This window comes from Kribbella hippodromi, from assembly GCF_039531045.1.
GTDB classification, from domain to species: domain Bacteria; phylum Actinomycetota; class Actinomycetes; order Propionibacteriales; family Kribbellaceae; genus Kribbella; species Kribbella hippodromi.
In genome coordinates this window covers 1-16,500 of record NZ_BAAAPH010000040.1, presented here as the reverse complement: position 1 = coordinate 16,500, position 16,500 = coordinate 1, and the positions used below count along the sequence as shown (strand labels likewise).

The 16,500-nt window shown below is 63.4% G+C and carries 11 protein-coding genes, 1 tRNA gene and 2 pseudogenes; 7 read left to right on the top strand and 7 right to left on the bottom strand.

The genetic code is table 11. The features are described 5' to 3' along the window. Positions 1–140 precede the first annotated feature (140 nt). The 3 genes from ABD260_RS36520 to ABD260_RS36510 are packed head-to-tail and all read left to right on the top strand — an operon-like array spanning position 141 to position 6,321. Positions 141–1,886 carry a type I restriction-modification system subunit M gene (locus ABD260_RS36520; RefSeq protein WP_344241407.1) on the top strand — a complete coding sequence of 582 codons (1,746 nt, stop codon included), beginning with the start codon at positions 141–143 and terminating at the stop codon, positions 1,884–1,886. After that, positions 1,883–3,187, top strand: coding sequence for a restriction endonuclease subunit S (locus tag ABD260_RS36515; protein WP_344241405.1), 1,305 nt, complete (start codon positions 1,883–1,885; stop codon positions 3,185–3,187). The genes ABD260_RS36520 and ABD260_RS36515 overlap by 4 nt, the downstream gene beginning before the upstream one ends. Next, complete coding sequence (locus ABD260_RS36510) at positions 3,187–6,321, top strand: type I restriction endonuclease subunit R (protein ID WP_344241403.1); 3,135 nt, start codon at positions 3,187–3,189, stop codon at positions 6,319–6,321. Before ABD260_RS36515 ends, ABD260_RS36510 begins: the two co-directional genes overlap by 1 nt. 317 nt (positions 6,322–6,638) lie before the next feature. Here the strand turns inward: ABD260_RS36510 and ABD260_RS36505 are convergent, their stop codons facing one another. The 3 genes from ABD260_RS36505 to ABD260_RS36495 all read right to left on the bottom strand — a co-directional run bounded on the left by ABD260_RS36505 (position 6,639) and on the right by ABD260_RS36495 (position 9,872). Continuing rightward, positions 6,639–7,100 (bottom strand): hypothetical protein, encoded by a 462-nt coding sequence (locus tag ABD260_RS36505; protein WP_344241401.1) that lies wholly within the window; start codon positions 7,098–7,100, stop codon positions 6,639–6,641. Between the two features lie 559 nt (positions 7,101–7,659). Next, the gene (locus tag ABD260_RS36500) at positions 7,660–8,202 is read right to left on the bottom strand and encodes a hypothetical protein (RefSeq protein ID WP_344241399.1); all 543 of its coding nucleotides are present in this window, start codon (positions 8,200–8,202) and stop codon (positions 7,660–7,662) included. Positions 8,203–8,231: 29 nt separating this feature from the next. Then, entirely contained in the window at positions 8,232–9,872 is a 1,641-nt protein-coding gene (locus ABD260_RS36495; protein WP_344241397.1) for a hypothetical protein, read from the bottom strand. 248 nt (positions 9,873–10,120) lie between these two features. Between ABD260_RS36495 and ABD260_RS36490 the strand changes: the two genes are divergently transcribed. Next, the gene (locus ABD260_RS36490; protein WP_344241395.1) at positions 10,121–10,495 is read left to right on the top strand and encodes a hypothetical protein; all 375 of its coding nucleotides are present in this window, start codon (positions 10,121–10,123) and stop codon (positions 10,493–10,495) included. Between the two features lie 183 nt (positions 10,496–10,678). Here ABD260_RS36490 and ABD260_RS36485 read toward each other — a convergent pair whose 3' ends face one another. Continuing rightward, positions 10,679–11,521, bottom strand: a complete 843-nt coding sequence (locus ABD260_RS36485) for a class I SAM-dependent methyltransferase (RefSeq protein ID WP_344241393.1) — start codon at positions 11,519–11,521, stop codon at positions 10,679–10,681. 484 nt (positions 11,522–12,005) lie between these two features. Here ABD260_RS36485 and ABD260_RS36480 point away from each other — a divergent pair, with 484 nt between their 5' ends. The 3 genes from ABD260_RS36480 (at position 12,006) to ABD260_RS36470 (ending at position 14,328) form a co-directional block, all read left to right on the top strand. Then, positions 12,006–12,467, top strand: coding sequence for a hypothetical protein (locus tag ABD260_RS36480; protein WP_344241391.1), 462 nt, complete (start codon positions 12,006–12,008; stop codon positions 12,465–12,467). 326 nt (positions 12,468–12,793) lie between these two features. Further along, on the top strand, positions 12,794–13,147 hold the full coding sequence (locus ABD260_RS36475; protein ID WP_344241389.1) for a PadR family transcriptional regulator: 354 nt from the start codon (positions 12,794–12,796) through the stop codon (positions 13,145–13,147). Then, entirely contained in the window at positions 13,144–14,328 is a 1,185-nt protein-coding gene (locus ABD260_RS36470; RefSeq protein WP_344241387.1) for a helix-turn-helix domain-containing protein, read from the top strand. Before ABD260_RS36475 ends, ABD260_RS36470 begins: the two co-directional genes overlap by 4 nt. Positions 14,329–14,591: 263 nt before the next feature. Here ABD260_RS36470 and ABD260_RS37715 read toward each other — a convergent pair. The 3 genes and pseudogenes from ABD260_RS37715 to ABD260_RS36465 form a co-directional block, all read right to left on the bottom strand. After that, positions 14,592–15,017, bottom strand: a pseudogene (locus ABD260_RS37715) (helix-turn-helix domain-containing protein); the annotation flags it as partial. Positions 15,018–15,498: 481 nt separating this feature from the next. Continuing rightward, positions 15,499–16,023: pseudogene (locus tag ABD260_RS37710) on the bottom strand (phage integrase central domain-containing protein); the annotation flags it as partial. Between the two features lie 245 nt (positions 16,024–16,268). Beyond that, positions 16,269–16,341, bottom strand: a tRNA-Lys gene (locus tag ABD260_RS36465). Between the last annotated feature and the right edge of the window lie 159 nt (positions 16,342–16,500).

The following is a 16,500-nucleotide window of genomic DNA, read 5'->3' as shown; positions in this document are numbered from 1 at the left end:
GCTCAGGGGGTCGTGATGCGCGATGATGCAACCGTGACGCACAGTTGCTGCGACTGTGCGCCGTCTTCTGGGTCGGCGCACGCGGCGTCGCGCTGGGCGCCACCGCAATATGCCGTCGACCGGGTCTTGTAAGGAGTCTTGTGAGCACTCTTGGCAGTTTTATTTGGTCGATAGCAGACCAGCTTCGGGGACCCTACCGCCCCAACCAGTACGGCAACGTAATTCTCCCGCTCACGATCTTGCGTCGCCTCGACTGCATTCTAGAGCCTGACCTGGAAACGGTGCGCGAACTGGCGGCAACGTACTCCAGCCCCGGCCGGTGTAAGCTCGAGGTCAACAAGGCCACCGGGCGGCCGTTCTACAACACCTCGAACTACTCGTTCGCCAACCTTCTCGAAGATGCCGATGGGCTGGCGGACAATCTCGCCGACTACATCGACCAGTGGTCTCCCGACGTCGACGTTTTCGAATACTTCGACTTCAAGAAGGAGATCCTCGCCCTGGAAAAGGCGGGGCTCCTGCGCCAGGTCATCACATCCTTCAAGGCCGTTGACTTGCACCCGGACGTCGTTTCCAACGCCGACATGGGCGATGCTTTCGAGTTCATCATCCGCAAGTTCAACGAGGCCGCGAACGAGACCTCCGGTGACCACTACACCCCGCGAGACGCGATCCGACTGCTGGTCGACCTGCTCCTCGCTGAGAAGGACGCCGACCTGACAGAGGCTGGCATCGTCCGCACGCTGTACGACCCCACCGCGGGCACCGGCGGCATGCTCGCCCTGGCCGAGGAGCACCTGCTCGGGCAAAACCCCGACGCGAAGCTGAGTCTGTACGGTCAGGAGTACAACCCGCAGTCGTACGCGATCTGCAAGTCCGACCTGCTGGCCAAAGGCCACGACGCGTCCAATATCGCGTTCGGCAACACGCTCACCGACGACGCGTTCAAAGACCGCCAGTTCGACTTCTGCATGTCCAACCCGCCGTACGGCGTCGACTGGAAGCAGTATGCGAAGGCGATCACCGAGGAGAGAGCGTCTGCGGGCCCCTACGGCCGGTTCGCCCCCGGCCTACCGTCGACCTCCGATGGGCAGATGCTTTTCCTGCTCCACCTGGTTCACAAGATGCGCGAACCGGAGGACGGCGGTGGTCGGGTCGGCATCGTGATGAACGGCTCGCCACTTTTCAACGGTGCCGCCGAGTCCGGCCCATCAAACATCCGCAAGTATCTGCTAGAGGAGGACCTGGTCGAGGCAATCGTCGCCCTGCCGACCAACATGTTCTTCAATACAGGCATCGCCACCTACATCTGGATCCTGGACAACATCAAGCACCCCGATCGCCAGGGACTCGTCCAGCTCATTGACGGCACCTCGTTCTGGACCAAGATGCGCAAGAACCTCGGCGCCAAGAACCGAGAGCTCAGTGAGGAGGATCGCGACAATGTCCTCCGCTTGTACGCCGATTTCACCGACGCGGACCCCGACTACTCCAAAGTGCTGCGCAACGACGAGTTCGGGTACTGGACCATCGCCGTCGAGCGCCCACTCCACGATGACACCGGCATGCCGGTAGTCGACCGCAAGGGCAAGCCCAAGCCGGATCCGAAGAAGCGCGACACCGAGAACGTCGCGTTCACCTTCGGCGGTTCATCCGCCGGCGCCGCAGGCAAGATCGAGGTCATCCAGGCATACTTCGACGCTGAGGTGAAGCCGCACGTCCCCGACGCATGGATCGACTGGGCCAAGGTCAAAACCGGCTACGAGATCCCCTTCACCCGCCACTTCTACAAGTACGTCCCACCTCGCCCTCTAGCCGAGATCGACGCTGATCTGGAGAAGCAGGTCGCCAAGATCCTCGATCTGCTGCGAGAGGTGGAGCAGTGACGGGTCCGCTCTGGGGCACCTTGCCGGACAAGTGGCAGGTCGGCCAGGTCAAGACAGCCGCGACTGTCACGCTCGGCAAGATGCTGCAGAGTAAGGACTCCGGCAGCGACGTTTGCGCCCCGTACATGCGCGCTGCGAACGTGCAGCCCGACGGAGTACTGGCCCTCGACGACGTGAGCGAGATGTGGTTCGGTGAGGCCGAGTTGGCGCAACTGAGCATCCGAGCCGGCGACGTTGTCGTCGTCGAGGGCGGTCAGGGCGGGTTCGGCCGTGCCGCGTATATCGACGAGGATCTCCCGGGTTGGGGCTTCCAGAACTCGATCAACCGGCTTCGACCGATTGATGACTTCGATGGCCGGTTCATTGCGTTCTATCTGATCGCTCTGCGCACTAGCGGCTTCATCCGCGCCTACTCCAACGTTGTCTCAATGCCGCACCTCACCGCTGAGAAGCTCGCGAGGATTCCGATACCGCTGCCGCCCCTGGAGGAGCAGCGCGCTATCGCCGACTACCTCGACAACGAGACCGCCCGCATCGATACGCTCATCGAGCAGCAGCAGCGCCTGATCGAGATGCTCGGGGAGCGTCGTCAGGCCGTTATCGAGTCCGCGGTTGGGCGCGGGTTGGACCCAAGCGTGCCGATGAGACCGAGCGACCTGTTCTGGACGGCCGAGATTCCTGGGCACTGGACAGCTTCAAACATCCGCAAGGTAGCAAAGATGAAGACAGGTCACACTCCAAGTCGGAGTAAACCCGAGTACTGGGTCGACTGCACCATTCCATGGTTCACTCTCGCGGACGTGTGGCAATTGCGGGACGGTCGTCGGACCTACCTCGGCGAGACGAAGAACTTCATCAGTGAGGTCGGCCTCAGCAACTCGGCAGCCGAGCTGTTGCCCGCCGGAACTGTCGTGCTTTCTCGGACGGCCTCCATCGGGTTCAGCGGAATCATGCCGGTGGCGATGGCGACCAGCCAGGATTTCTGGAACTGGATCCCAGGCGACCGTATGACCGCGGAGTACCTGATGTGGACGTTCCGAGCAATGAGGAGCGAGATCCAGTCGCTGATGATCGGATCAACTCACAAGACCATCTATCAGCCCACTGCTGCCGCGTTCCGCGTCCCGGTTCCGCCGGTTGATGAGCAGCGGCGCATCACTGCGTATCTCGATGACCAGATCGGGAAGATCGACACACTCATCATTGAGTCTGAGCGGCTCATCGATCTGTCGCGTGAGCGGCGGTCGGCGTTGATCACGGCGGCGGTGACGGGGCATATCGATACGCGGGATATGGTGTGATGGCTGATCACAAAGAGGTCGTCTTCGAGTCGGAGATCTGCGCGTGCCTGGAGTCCCGCGGGTGGCTCTGCTCGGCGAACGACGCCGGATATGACCGGGAGCGGGCGCTCTTTCCCGAGGACCTGTTCGCTTGGCTGGCGCAGACCCAAGAAATGGCGTATGCGAAGGCGCTGAAGGCTGCGGGGTCGGAGGCAAAGTTCCTTGACGTGCTGGCTACGGCGCTCGACAAACCTCTCGAACACGGCGGTGGGACGCTCAATATCCTGCGCAACGGGGTCCAGTACATCGGTGGTGGTCGGTTGAAGATGGCGCAGTTCCGGCCTGAGACCAGCCTGAATGCCACCACCAATGAGCAGTACGCGGCAATGCGGGTGCGCGTAATGCGGCAGGTGCGCTTCTCCACCGCTGACCAGCGCAGCATCGATCTGGTCTTCTTCGTCAACGGGCTCCCGGTCGCGACGGTGGAGTTGAAGACTGACTTCACCCAGTCGCTGGAGGAGGCGATTAACCAGTACCGCAAGGACCGACACCCGCTCACGAACGGGCGGCCGGAGCCGCTGTTGTCGTCCGGGCATCGCGCGCTGGTGCACTTCGCGGTCTCCAACGATCTGGCCGCGATGACCACGCGGCTCGAGGGCGAGAAGACACACTTTCTGCCGTTCAACGTCGGCCATGAGCATGGCGCGGGCAATCCGCCGGGCGAGGGCGGGTGGTCGGCGACGGCGTACCTGTGGGAGCGGGTCTGGGAGAAGCACGCCTGGCTGAACATCATCGGCCGGCTGATGATCGTGGAGTCCAAGGAGGAGTGGGACGTCACCACGGGCACTTCGGTCCGGCGTACCAGCATGCTCTTCCCTCGCTTCCACCAGTGGGAGGCAGTGACGAACATCGTCGCCGCAGTGACCGAGGAAGGCGTGGGGCAGCGCTACCTGATCGAGCACTCTGCAGGGTCGGGTAAGACCAACACGATCGCCTGGACCGCTCACCGCCTGGCGCGACTGCATGTGAACGATAAGAAGGTCTTCGACTCCGTAATCGTGGTCGTCGACCGCACTGTCCTTGACGGGCAGCTCCAGGACGCGATCCGGCAGATCGACGGCTCGGGGAAGATCGTGGCCACGATCAGCCCGGAAGACGTCCGCAAGGCAGGGGCGAAGTCGAAATCCGGGCTGCTGGCGACCGCGTTGAAGAACGGAGAGCTGATCATCGCGGTGACGGTGCAGACTTTCCCGTTCGCCCTCGACGAGATCCGTGCCGACTCGTCCTTGAAGGGACGCCACTTCGCGGTGATCGCCGACGAGGCGCACTCCTCGCAGTCCGGCCAGATCTCGTCCAAGCTCAAGGCTGTGCTGACCGCGGAGGAGGTCAAGGAGATCGAGGAGAGCGGCTCCGTCGACGTAGAGGCGATCCTGGCATCGGAGATGACCGAGCGAGCCGAGTCGGAGAACATCTCCTACCTCGCGTTCACGGCAACGCCGAAGAACAAGACGCTGGAACTGTTCGGTCGCAAGGGTCCTGGCGGGAAGCCGGTCGAGTTCCACCTCTACTCGATGCGGCAGGCGATCGAGGAGGGCTACATCCTCGACGTGCTCAAGGGCTACCAGTCCTACGACACCGCGCTGAAGATCGCCGGCAAGGCCGAGAGTGGCGACGGAGGCGAGGTGGAAGAGGCCGCCGCTCGCAAGGGACTGATGCGGTGGGTAAAGCTGCACCCAACCAACATCAGCCAGAAGGTGCAGATCATCGTCGAGCACTTCCACGCCAACGTCGCCCACCTGCTCGAGGGCAAAGCAAAGGCGATGGTCGTGACTGACTCACGCAAGGCCGCGGTGAAGTACAAGAAGGCGATCGACGCCTACATCGCCAAGCGGGCCGGCGAGGACGCCTCGTACAACTACCGCACCCTGGTCGCCTTCTCCGCATCGGTGACGATGGCCGAAGACGAGGAGTGGGTCTCAGACTGGGGGCCTCGGCCGGGCGAGGACGACGAGTTCACGGAGGCCAACCTGAACCCTGGCGCCGGCTCGGATCTTGCCGCCGCCTTCAAGGGCACGACCTACAAGATCATGCTGGTCGCAAACAAGTTCCAGACAGGTTTTGATCAGCCGCTGCTCTCGGCGATGTACGTCGACAAGAAGCTCTCCGGCGTCACCGCCGTGCAGACGCTGTCCCGGCTCAACCGAACTCACCGCACTGCGGGCGGAGAGCAGAAACGCAAGACTTTTGTGATCGACTTCGTGAACAAGCCCGAGGACATCCGGGAGGCGTTCGAGCCCTACTTCACCAACGCCATGCTGGAGACCGAGACCGACCCGTACGTCGTCATCCACCTCGCCACCAAGCTCGCCCAGGCCGGAATCTACACACAAGAGCAAGTGCGTGAGGTCGCCGAACTGTGGGTCACTCGGAAGGGCAACAACGCCCTATCGGCTGCGATCAGCCCGGCCAAGAACGACTTCGCCCGCCGCTACGCGGCCGCGATCGAGGCTGACGACAAGGTCACCCTCAACACCCTCGATCTATTCCGCAAGGACGTCTCTACCTACGTCCGGCTCTATGACTTCATGAGCCAAATCGTCGACTATGGCGATCCATACATGGAGATGCTGTCCATCTTCCTGCGGCTCCTCGAGAAGGTCATCGCAGACTCGTCCTGGACTGCGGAGGTCGACCTCTCTGACGTGGTCCTGGTCGGGGTCAAGCACAGTAAGGGAATCGCGGTCAACATCTCGCTGACCGGAGACGGCGAACTCAAGGGCATCAGCGGCGCGGGCACGGGGGCCCGGAAGGAGCCCAAGTACGTCGCACTCCAGGTCGTCATCGACAAGATGAACGACCTCTTCGGTGCTGAATCCTTTGCCGAGTCTCAGATCCGTGAGTTCGTGCAAGGGCTGGTGCAGCGGTTGCTCGCATACCCCGACCTGGTGAACCAGACCAAAGTGAACTCGAAGAAGCAGTTCATGGAGTCGCAAGACTTCCAGGCAGCGGTCACCGAGGCGGTTGTCGACAACCAGGAAGCTCACAACACCATGGCCGACTACTTCTTCAGCGACGGACCCGGCATCAACGCTGTCATCGTCGCGCTCGCAGACGCCTTCTACGAGGCCGCGATCGATCAGCCGACTGGTACATGAGCAGCCAGGTCTGAAGGCCTCAGCTCAGCGGACCTGCCACTCTTCCTCCGGGATGTCGACGGCGCGTGAAGGCTGACCCCCAGGCGGCGCCGCAAAGGGATCAGCTTTCAGCTGCCATTGACACGATCCTCAGCCTCGTCATCATTCCAATTCGCCGCCACCAGCCGCGCCAGCAGTCGCTCGCACACGACCACGCCCCTCCCTACTCTTTCGCCGATACCACCCGCCGGCCTCCGCACGGATGACTGCACGGCCGGACCACACGAGCATGTCGATCAGGAGTCAGTTGATGGTTGCTCGGCCTCCTCGCCAGGTTGCTATGTGGGCTCTTGCTCCGCACTTTTGGCCGCTCGGCGTGCGCGTGACTCCTCGACCCTGAACCGCTCCTTCTCATCGACCTCATCCAAGGTTGCTGCGTCGATCGGGAACGGCGGCTGAGCGAGACGTTCGGTGATGCCGAGATACGGAACCGAGGCTGCGAGGAGCTCTATCGACCCGTGGCCGGGATAGATCTCGCCGCCACGCTCGAACACCTGCACCATCGGCTCATACGGATCCTCGAACTCAGGAAACCGCTCCTTCGGGCGATCGCCGAAAGAAGCCCACCGGAACATGGCGGTGAGTACCTGTTCCGTCAGGGTCCCGAGCTCGCGCCCAACCTTGGCCTCGAGGCGCCCGACCCAGCCTGCGTCAGTCTCGACCGATGGATCGAACACCACAGCCAACTCGAAGAACGGCCATCGGCCCCGCACATCAAGCGCCTCGGCCCAGATCGACATCCGCCGCAAATACTCAAGCGCCAACAAGCCCCGCGACGCTGAATGCCGTTCCTCGGCCTCATGGTTATCCCAGGCCCGCCGCCGCAAGACGCATCAAGAGCCGTCCGCACGCTCCTGTATCCATCACAATCCCAGCCTCTACTTCGCCACGCTTACCACTTCGTCCAGATTCGACAGGCCGTCCGCGGCCCACAAGTCTCCTGAGGCCGATGCCACGGCGCTGGTGAGTTTGCGAGATGAACCACTCCTCCAGATAGAGCCAGTCAGTCCGACGGGCTGGCGAGAGGAACGGCTACAAGGCAAGGCCCATAGCAGTGTCACCATCAAACGCGAGCCTGGCGTGGACAGCCGGGAGGTCACTAGACAGCGCCTTCTCCTGCGCAACGACGGCGCCGCAGCTCAGGCGGGTCGAGCTTGGTCGCGCCCAACCAGGTCGGTCAGGGATCTAGCCATCTGTTCGGGCGGTTCCACCTCTCGATCTGCACGCAGACCAACTAACCGGTCGAGCGGCACTCCCAAGACGATCACGAGTCAGTCGGCGGCTCGCCCAATCGGCACATTACTCGGCCGGTTTCGCAGCTCTACGGGCGCGTGACTGCTCGGCCCGAACGCGCTCCTCCTCGTCGACCTTGACAAGACTCACGGCGTCGATCTCGAACGGCACCTGGGCCATCCGCTCAGCAATACCGCGGAACGGCAACGAGCCGCCATAGAACTCGATCTCCCGGTGACCGGGCCAGATCTCGCCGCCTCGTTCGAACAGTTGCACCATCGGCTCGTACGGATCCTCAAACGTCGGAAAACGTTCCTTCGTCCGGTCGCCTAGCGACGCCCAGCCGAACATGTCCGTGACCACCTTCGTCGACATCGTGCCCAACCGATGCCCGATGCCTGCCTCCAGCCTCTGCATCCAGACCGGATCAGTCTCCACCGACGGATCAAACGTCACAGCCAGGTCGAAGAACGGCCACTTTTCTGGCACGGCCAGGGCGTCGGCCCAGACTGCCATTCGGCGCAGGTACTCAGCCGCCAACAGCCCGCGCGACGCAGCGTGCCTCAACGCGGCGGCATCATCGTCCCAGTTCGCCGCAACCAAGCGCACCAACAGCCTCTCACACGCCGCAATGTCCGTCACAAGCCGAGCCCCTTCTTCGCTACACGTACCACTTCGTCCAGATTCGACAGATCCTCTGCCACCCGAAGATCACCCCTGGGCAATCCCAACGGATCGTCCCAGAGCCTCAGCAGATCCTTCGGTCTCGATTGTGCGCTCAGCGGAGCAATGTTGTGGGCCGATGGGTAGTCCATTGAAACCCTCGCCATCCCTGCGTCGGTCCAGGCCCCCGGATCCGCTGACTTGTACGGCACCCCAGCCTGCATCAGCTTCGACTCGACGTACTCGTGCGCCAGCAGCGATCGAAACTCCTGACGCTGTCCGTCAGTCAAATCGTCGCCTGAGGCCACACGCTCCCACAGGTCACCGAACTCTGCGAACGGCGTGAAGTAGCCATGCCTGACCTCGGCCGGGCCGATTGCCACATCGTGCTGGCGCTGGAACAAGTGTTGCTTCGCCTCGTCGATGACCTCGCGCGGCATCCCGCTGTTCTCTGCAAGAGCGTCCAGATCGTCGGCTTCCCGGATACGGCGATACTGGTCCATTTCCGCAGTAGTCGCGTCTTCCACGAACTCATGGCCGGCCTCAACAGGCCCATCGACGTCGGCAACCTGCTCCTGAACAGAGTCGGTGCCAACGGCAACATCATCCGCATCTGGGATGGCGGGCGACCCGACCGGATCCCGATGAACGTCCCGTTCACGATCCCTCGTCTCGACAAACTCGACGGCGTTTGGCGGATCATCGCGGCGAGGCCGGTCAGCATTATCGGGAACGACCGCCTCGCTGGGTAGCCACGCGGTTGACGAACTGCGGTCGTCAGCCGCCGACCCGGCAACCTCTGTTTCGCCGCGCTGGTCAGCCTCAGACTGCGTGTCGCGATCGCCCAACTCCGCGTCCCTCGGAGAATCTCCCCGTCGGGACGTCGACTCCGCCTGGGAGTCTGGCGGACTGAGGTACTGGAGACGTGCCAAGGTGTCGTCGTGAAGCAGGTGGGCCCGAAGCTCCGGCGAGTACGAGGCGAACGGGTCCTTCGGCTCGAGTCGGTCATCGGCTGGCGTCATCGCGGTGGCCGAGGGAGGATCGACCGGTCGTCGCTCGGCCGACTCCTCATCGCTCCGCTCAGTTGACGACCACTTGGAGTACCCCGGCCAGTACATCTCATCGAGACGTTGCTCAAGCTTTTCGCGAGCGGTCAACGGCCGTGAGGACTGACCGTCCTCGGCCTCCTGTTCGTCGCCTGATTCGGTCTCGGATGCCTGCGCTTCCTTCAGCCGAGGGTCAGCGGACGCCCGCCGCCAATCCTCCTGTCTGCCTTTCGGATCCCGGTCCGCGCCATCGGCGGAATGCCGGCCGATTGAGCCATCACCTTGCTCAGCCGATGCTCCGCGCGCGTTCCCCAACCTGTGGACGTCATCGTGGCGCTGTTCGGACTTCTCGCGAGCAGTAAACGGATGCAGCGTCTCATGATGAGTAGCGACGTGGCGATCCGGAGTCGGAGCATCTCTACGGCTTGCCTGCTGATCAGGCACGTCGCCGTCGGACCGCTGAGACGTCTCGTTCTCACGACGCCTGGTTTCGCCAGCCTGATCCCCAAGCGTGTCGCCCTTGCTCGGGTCGTCGCCGCCACGACGACCTCTCAGCTCGGACACAGCCATCCCCTATCCACGCGATCACAAACCCGAAGTAGCAGAACCATCACGAACAGTATCTCCCGCGAGGCGGGGCAGTGATCGCCGGTGCCGATTGACAAGCCACGCCGCGCTGCTGCGTCTTCATCTGTTCGACTTGGGACATGTATGGCTCCTCACTTGGTTAGACGGTCAGCGAGCTGCTGTGGTCCGGATTGACAAGCCGCGCGGTGGCACGGCAATGATGTTCGCGATACGGGAGGACGATCAGGCAGATGATTCGACGCAAGAACGCCTTGTTGGACACGGCTCTCGCCTGCGTGGAGCGCGGGATTCCGGTGCGGGCGGCAACTATCACGGGTACGCCGGATAGCGACTGGATCACCGATGCCGACGCAGCCCGCACCGTCTGGGACGTCGCCGAGCCACCGAACCTCGCGGTCACGTCGTGCCCGACCGTGGCGACCTGGCGGCTGCCGCGGATCACCGGCGGCTACGGCAAGCGGCTGTACGAGCAGGAGCGGCCTGGGATCTGGCCGCCAACGATGAAGCTGCCGGACGGCGACTGGATCACCTGTACGCTCCAGCCCGAGACAGACCTTGGCCAGCTGGCTACGGGCGTCGAGTACGTCGAGCCGGGGACCCCGTAGTCATCCCGCCTTCGACGATCGTCGACGGCCGGCTGAGGTGGGACGGGTCGAACTTCCTACTCCATCCACTTCCGAGCGCCGATGCTGTGTTGTCGAAGGTGTTGCGTGCGGAAGAGGAGTATGTCGAGCTGCACGGCCAGCTGGGCTAACGCGACGCCGGCCATGCAGCAGGACACCGTGGCTTCAGCCCTTCTGGCCTACGGCCAGGAACAGCGAGCTGGCTGCGACCAGCTCTGGCATTCGGTCTGCGAGGCGGGAGCACTCCAGCGCGGTGTCGAGCGGGTCGTGCTCGGCCAGCTTGTCGGTGTAGGGCTGGTTCTTGAAGTGGGCGTCGATCATCACGGTGAGCCAGCCACCTGGGCCGGTGAGGCCGAAGATGTTGACCGGGCGCAGCCCGGCGCTGATGAGTTCGCTGCGTAGCTCGCCCTCGCGGTGGTAGCAGCAGTGCGCCATCCGCTCGTTGTCGGCACTGTGGCCGGTCTCCAGGATGTCTCGCACGATGCCGTGACGCGTCAGAAGCGTGTTCGCGAGTGTGGAGCCAATCAGATTCGCTGCTCGATTGATCGCTACCGCAGCCAGCACGCCGCCAGGACGCAACACCCGCAAAGCCTCACGAAGTGCGAGCCGGCGGTCGCTTGCCTCCGGCAAGTGGTAGAGCGGCCCCGCCATGAGTACGGCATCAAACGACTCGCTCGGCCACGAGAGTCGACGTCCGTCGCCAAGCTCGGCGGTGATACCCGCTGCGTTGGCCTGGTCGACGTGACGCTGGACCGGGTCTAGCAACACGACCTCATGCCCTTGATCACGGAGCCAACCTGCATGCACGCCAGGACCGCCGCCGATGTCGGCCACACGAGCCGGAGGGGCCGGGAACCACTGGCTAAGGAAGTCGTAGAGCCGGGCCTGTTCCAAGCGCCCCTTGACGGTCGAGCTCAGCCGGGCGGACTCGTCCGAGCGGCTCGAGTAGTGATTCTCTATCGCAGGATCGACGGTCGGCCGATCCAGCGGGATTACGGGCGTATCCACTGCACTCCTATCATCGAGGTGGAACAGCGGGCGGGCGTCCGCTCTGCAGGCTGTGCGCCCGCCCGCTGGTCTTGAACGGCGATGGCTGAGTGGCTGCTCGCCCAGGCGCGTACGCCCAACCACCCAGCTGACCGGCACCGAGGCACCCGTCCGTGCCTCGGCACTTGAGCGGCGGACACGGAACGGACTCGCATTTGCGTCCCGTGCCAGCCGGCACCTGCGCGGTCCTTGGCCGACCCCTCCACAGGGGAGAAGAGGACTCCAACTCGACGCCAAGAAACGCTACGGGCCGGCCATCGCCGCCTCCGGCCTCGGCCCAGCCGACCAAGCAGCGCTCCAAGCCTCTCCCGCCTACGGACCGCTCATCGCCGAACTCCGCCGCGCCGAGAACGCCGGCCTCAACATCACCGACATACTCCACAACGCCGTCAACCAATCACCGCTCACGACCGCCAACGACCTCGCCGCCGTCATCCATCACCGAGTGCACCGCCTGACCACCCGGTCATTAGACAAGACCGGCCGCCATCCCGCACGGATCCTCGGCCTCATTACCCCAGCCACGAACGTCGACGACCCCACATTGATCGGGCCACTGCTCGAACTCGAGTCTCAGATCATTGAACGAGCCAACTGGCTCGCGGACGAGTTGCATGCCAACCCACCCGCCTGGTATTGCGAATTGCGTCGTACGGCGAGCACAACATCAGACCAGGAACTTCGCGAACTCGCCCGTGCAATCGCCGCCTACAGAGAGCGCTACGAGATCCCGAGCGACTCAATCCTCGGAGACGCGCCACCGGCCAACGCTGGCGAGCAACACCGCGAGCGGTCCCGACTCTTCAAAGCGATGGCCGGGTTCTCATCACAAACTCCCAACCAACCGACACACGACCACGGCATTCAGGTTGTGCCGACGCGGTCCGTTTCACCGCAACCAGACTGACCTCGCCATCGCCGACTCAAGCGCAGTAAGCGCCGGCCACGGTCGTGCTCGTTCAGCGGCGTCTCGAGCACAGTGACGGGGCAGATAGGCAGCCGGAGCCGGTGCCTACGGATGGTCTGAGATCAGCGCAAGACCCAGTCCACAAACACACATGTCGCCCATGGGCGGGTTCGCAGAGGGCAATCCAGTCCGGCGTCGTCCTGGACATCTGATGCTCATCCGTTCGCGAGGCCACGATGAGCCCCGTCCAGCGAGGCGGACGCTGAGCCGACGCATGGAAGCTCTGATAGTGGACACCCACCCGAGGGCTATGTAGAGTTTCGATCATGGTGGAGCTGAGGATCACCGTACCGGTGCTGAAGGTGCTTCAAGTCTTCATCGCGGCCGGACCCGACGAGCACCTATATGGATTGGCGCTCTCGGAGCACACAGGCTTGAAAAGCGGGACGCTGTATCCGGTCCTGGCGCGGCTCGAGAGGGCCAGCTGGATCACGAGCGACTGGGAAGAGGTCGATCCGCGGGAGGCCGGGCGGCCACGGCGTCGCTACTACCATCTGACTGGTCTTGGCCGCCGGGCCGGAACTGCAGAACTTGCGAAGTTCGGTAGGCCTTCACTTCCTCCGAACAGGAGTCGAAAAGTTGCGCCAAACGCTGCTCGGCCGGCGTGGGGGCAGGCGTGAGTCTCGTACTTTGGGCACTGGCTGCGCTTGCAGCAGGGGTCATCACGGAAGAATTCCTTGGTTGGATCACTCCCGCCTGTCGCTTCATCATTCGGCTGGCCACACGACAACTGCCTGATGACTCCCGGGAGCGCTACGTCGAAGAGTGGTACGCGGAACTGCTTGAGCTGCCACAGGGGGCATTGACCAGATTGGTCTGGACCGTGCGAACACTGATCGGTATCCGCTCCATCCGATCGACGCTCCTGGAGCCCTCGCCGGAGAAGAACGAGACCGATCCAGGTATTGCCGATGTCGCTTTGCGCCAGGCGATCGCATGGCCGTCATCAGCCCGGCAGCCGACTGTCTTGAGGATTGCGCTCGGTGCTGAGCTTCGTCATCTTCGCATCGCGTCCGGCATCAGCCGCGCGGACGCAGGCTGGGCAATCCGGGCGTCGGAGTCCAAGATCAGTCGACTTGAAAATGGCAGGGTCGGCATCAAACAGCGCGATGTCGTGGATCTGCTCACCCTCTACGGCATAACGGACCAAGCCACAATCGAGTCGTTCGGCCGACTGGTCACGCAGGCCGAGCAGACTGGCTGGTGGCACCAGTCTGCCGATCAGTTGCCAAGCGGACTTCCTGCGTACGTCAGCCTCGAAGCATCAGCATCACTGATCCGCTTGTACTCCACCAGTCACATCCCCGACCTGTTCCAGACACCCGACTATGCTCGGGCAATTCTCCAGCTCGGCCTGGGGACCCGCCGATCTGGCGAGCTCGAGCGGTCTGTAGAGCTGCACGTGCAGCGGCAGAAGCCGCTCACTCGCCAAGACCGACCCATACGGCTGTGGGCCATTCTCGACGAAGCGGCATTGAGAAGGCCGTTCGGCGGTGTGACGGTGATGAGGGCGCAGCTCGAGCATCTGATCATGCTGTCCCAACAGCCGAACGTGACCATACAGGTGCTGCCGTTCAGTTGTGGCGGCTCCATGACGGAAGCGTTCACGCTCCTCCAGTATCCCCACACAGACCTCCCGAATGTCGTCCACCTCGAGCAGCGGACCAGTTCCCTCTACCTGGACGACCCTTCGGACGTCGACTACTACACAACACTGATGGACGGACTCGGTGTACAAGCTCCAGCACCAGGCAAGACACGAGACATCCTCTCGGCCATACTCGACTCCTTTGACGCGTGAAGGCGCCCAACTGCTCCGCTGAAAGTCGCCCTGGGCATCAGGTCGTTCGGCATTTGTTGGCAGATTTGCTTCGTGCTACCCGCCGTGCACACGCAGATCCGATCCAGGTGACGTCCTCTACCGATTACAGCGGAATTGCCCGACTGGAACGCTGCCAGCTCGCTGGCCGACCGACGTCCTAGAAACTAACCCGGCGGACACGACACCAGGACCAGCAGCCGACGCAAGTTCGACCGGACGTTCAGCGACCAACGCGCGGTTTCTCACCAGAGGTCGAGGTCTGCGAACTCTTGGTCCAGGGCGGTTGCTGCGGAGGGGTTGTGGATTCGGCGGCCCATGTAGACGTCTTGGGTTATGGAGACTTGGGCTTGGCCTAGGTGGTCGGCTATTTGGCGAGCGGATTGGCCTCGGCGGTCCAGGGCGGTGGCTGTGGTTTTGCGGAAGGTGTGGGAGCGGATCCAGGTGAGAGCGTCTGAGGGTGAGGGTTGGGCTGCTTGGTCGACTTGGGCGCTGAGGGTGGGGGATGCGTCGAGGTTTATGCGGTAGGGCTTGACGAGGATGGCTACGAGTTCGCGGTCGAGCTTGACGCGGCCGTTCTCGATTAGCTCGAGTCTGGTCTTTGGCCAGCCGAGTTTCGTGACGACCTGTTTGCGGGTGAGGCCGGCTTGAAGGCGGATGGAGCGCAGAGTCTCGCCTAGGTCGCGGCGGGCGGGTGCTGGCTACCGGAGACAGTGCGCGGCGGAGGGCTCGGCGGACGTTGGATGGGTCTCGGAAGCCTCCGAGGGAGTCGGCGAAGATGGGTTCGTCAGGGCAGACGCCGGCGGCGTGGCGGCGGCGGAGCATGGTGATGGCCCAGTCTGGGAGGGGTAGGGCGCGTACGCCGGCCTTGGACTTCGGGGCCTTCCGAATCAAGCCTTGGCCTGGGACGCGAACCATGGTGTGAGTGATCTCGACTGCGCCCGACTCGAGGTTGACCTGTGACCACAAGACCGTCAGCGACTCGCCGATTCGGACTCCAGTTCCGAGCATGAAGAGGACCAGGTCCGGCAGGTCGGCTCGAACGGCGGTCTTGTCGGTGGTCAGGAGTTGCCGAAGGCCGGCAATCTCTTCGTTGGTGAGTGAGCGGGGCGGGTCCTTCGGGCGGGCCTCGATCGCTTCGACCTCGCGGACCGGGTTGACGGTCAGGGCGCCGTACCGGACGGCTAGTTGCATCATGCCGGAGATGACCGCGCGGCAGGTCTTCGCGGTGGACCGGCCGGCGTTGCGCTTGATGGTTCCGATGATTCTGTCGATGCGTGGTGTGGTTGCCTCGCCGATCAGGAGTTCGCCGAGGGCAGGGCGTACGTGGTTCTTGATGGCTGTGCGGTACGTCGTCAGCGTCGTCGGTGATCGACGGCCGTCTTCGATGCGTTCCTCGAACTTCTCGATCCAGAGGTCGATGAGGTCGTTGATCTTGTCCGTCGGGCTCAGCTCGCCGGACTGCGTGAGCTTTGCGCGGTCTCGCAGCTTCGTGAGTAGGCGGTGCTCGGCTGCGCCCTTGGTCTTGGCGGACGCGGTGACCTCACGGGCACGTCCGTCGTGGTCACGGAAGTACGCGGACGCGCGCCAGGAGACCACCTTGCCATCGGCGTCCTTCCTCTCAGCACGGGATCGGACGTGGCCCCACGTTCCGATCGGCAGGTGCGGTCTGCTCATCTCTGCCCTCCACGGTCCAGCTGCACGTGGGAGCTCAACGGTCGGGCGGGCCGGAGATCGGGCGAAACGAGAGCAGTGCGAAAGGATGCGATACGTCGCTCAACGACGCGTCGCCTGCTGGCTGTGCGGGGCTGCCGATCCCCCTCAGACAGGCATGCATCGGCCACTCTGAGTATTGGCAGAGTTTGCGCAGACCCGGCTTTTCGGGCCGAGGCGCCGACCTGCGCCTGACCTGCGGAAAGAGGTAGGCCCCGTGGGACTCGAACCCACAACCCGCGGATTAAAAGTCCGCTGCTCTGCCAATTGAGCTAGAGGCCCTCGGGGGGCGTGGGGAACAGTGTGTCAGGTTTGGTGGGGAAATGCTCGGTGGGGTCGGTGTGCGGGCGTGGGGGTGGGTTGAGGGGTTGTGGGGTGGGGTTGGGGGTGGTATAGATCGAAATTCGCTCGGGGGCCGGGTGGGATGAGCTCGTCGCGGGG

What these genes read in the sequence shown, in the direction of transcription:
- ABD260_RS36505 (WP_344241401.1), bottom strand. Translation starts at nt 7,100, where the DNA reads ATGTCGATCTGGGCCGAGGCGCTTGATGTGCGGGGCCGATGGCCGTTC.
- ABD260_RS36495 (WP_344241397.1), bottom strand. Translation starts at nt 9,872, where the DNA reads ATGGCTGTGTCCGAGCTGAGAGGTCGTCGTGGCGGCGACGACCCGAGC.
- ABD260_RS36510 (WP_344241403.1), top strand. Translation starts at nt 3,187, where the DNA reads ATGGCTGATCACAAAGAGGTCGTCTTCGAGTCGGAGATCTGCGCGTGC.
- ABD260_RS36490 (WP_344241395.1), top strand. Translation starts at nt 10,121, where the DNA reads ATGATTCGACGCAAGAACGCCTTGTTGGACACGGCTCTCGCCTGCGTG.
- ABD260_RS36475 (WP_344241389.1), top strand. Translation starts at nt 12,794, where the DNA reads ATGGTGGAGCTGAGGATCACCGTACCGGTGCTGAAGGTGCTTCAAGTC.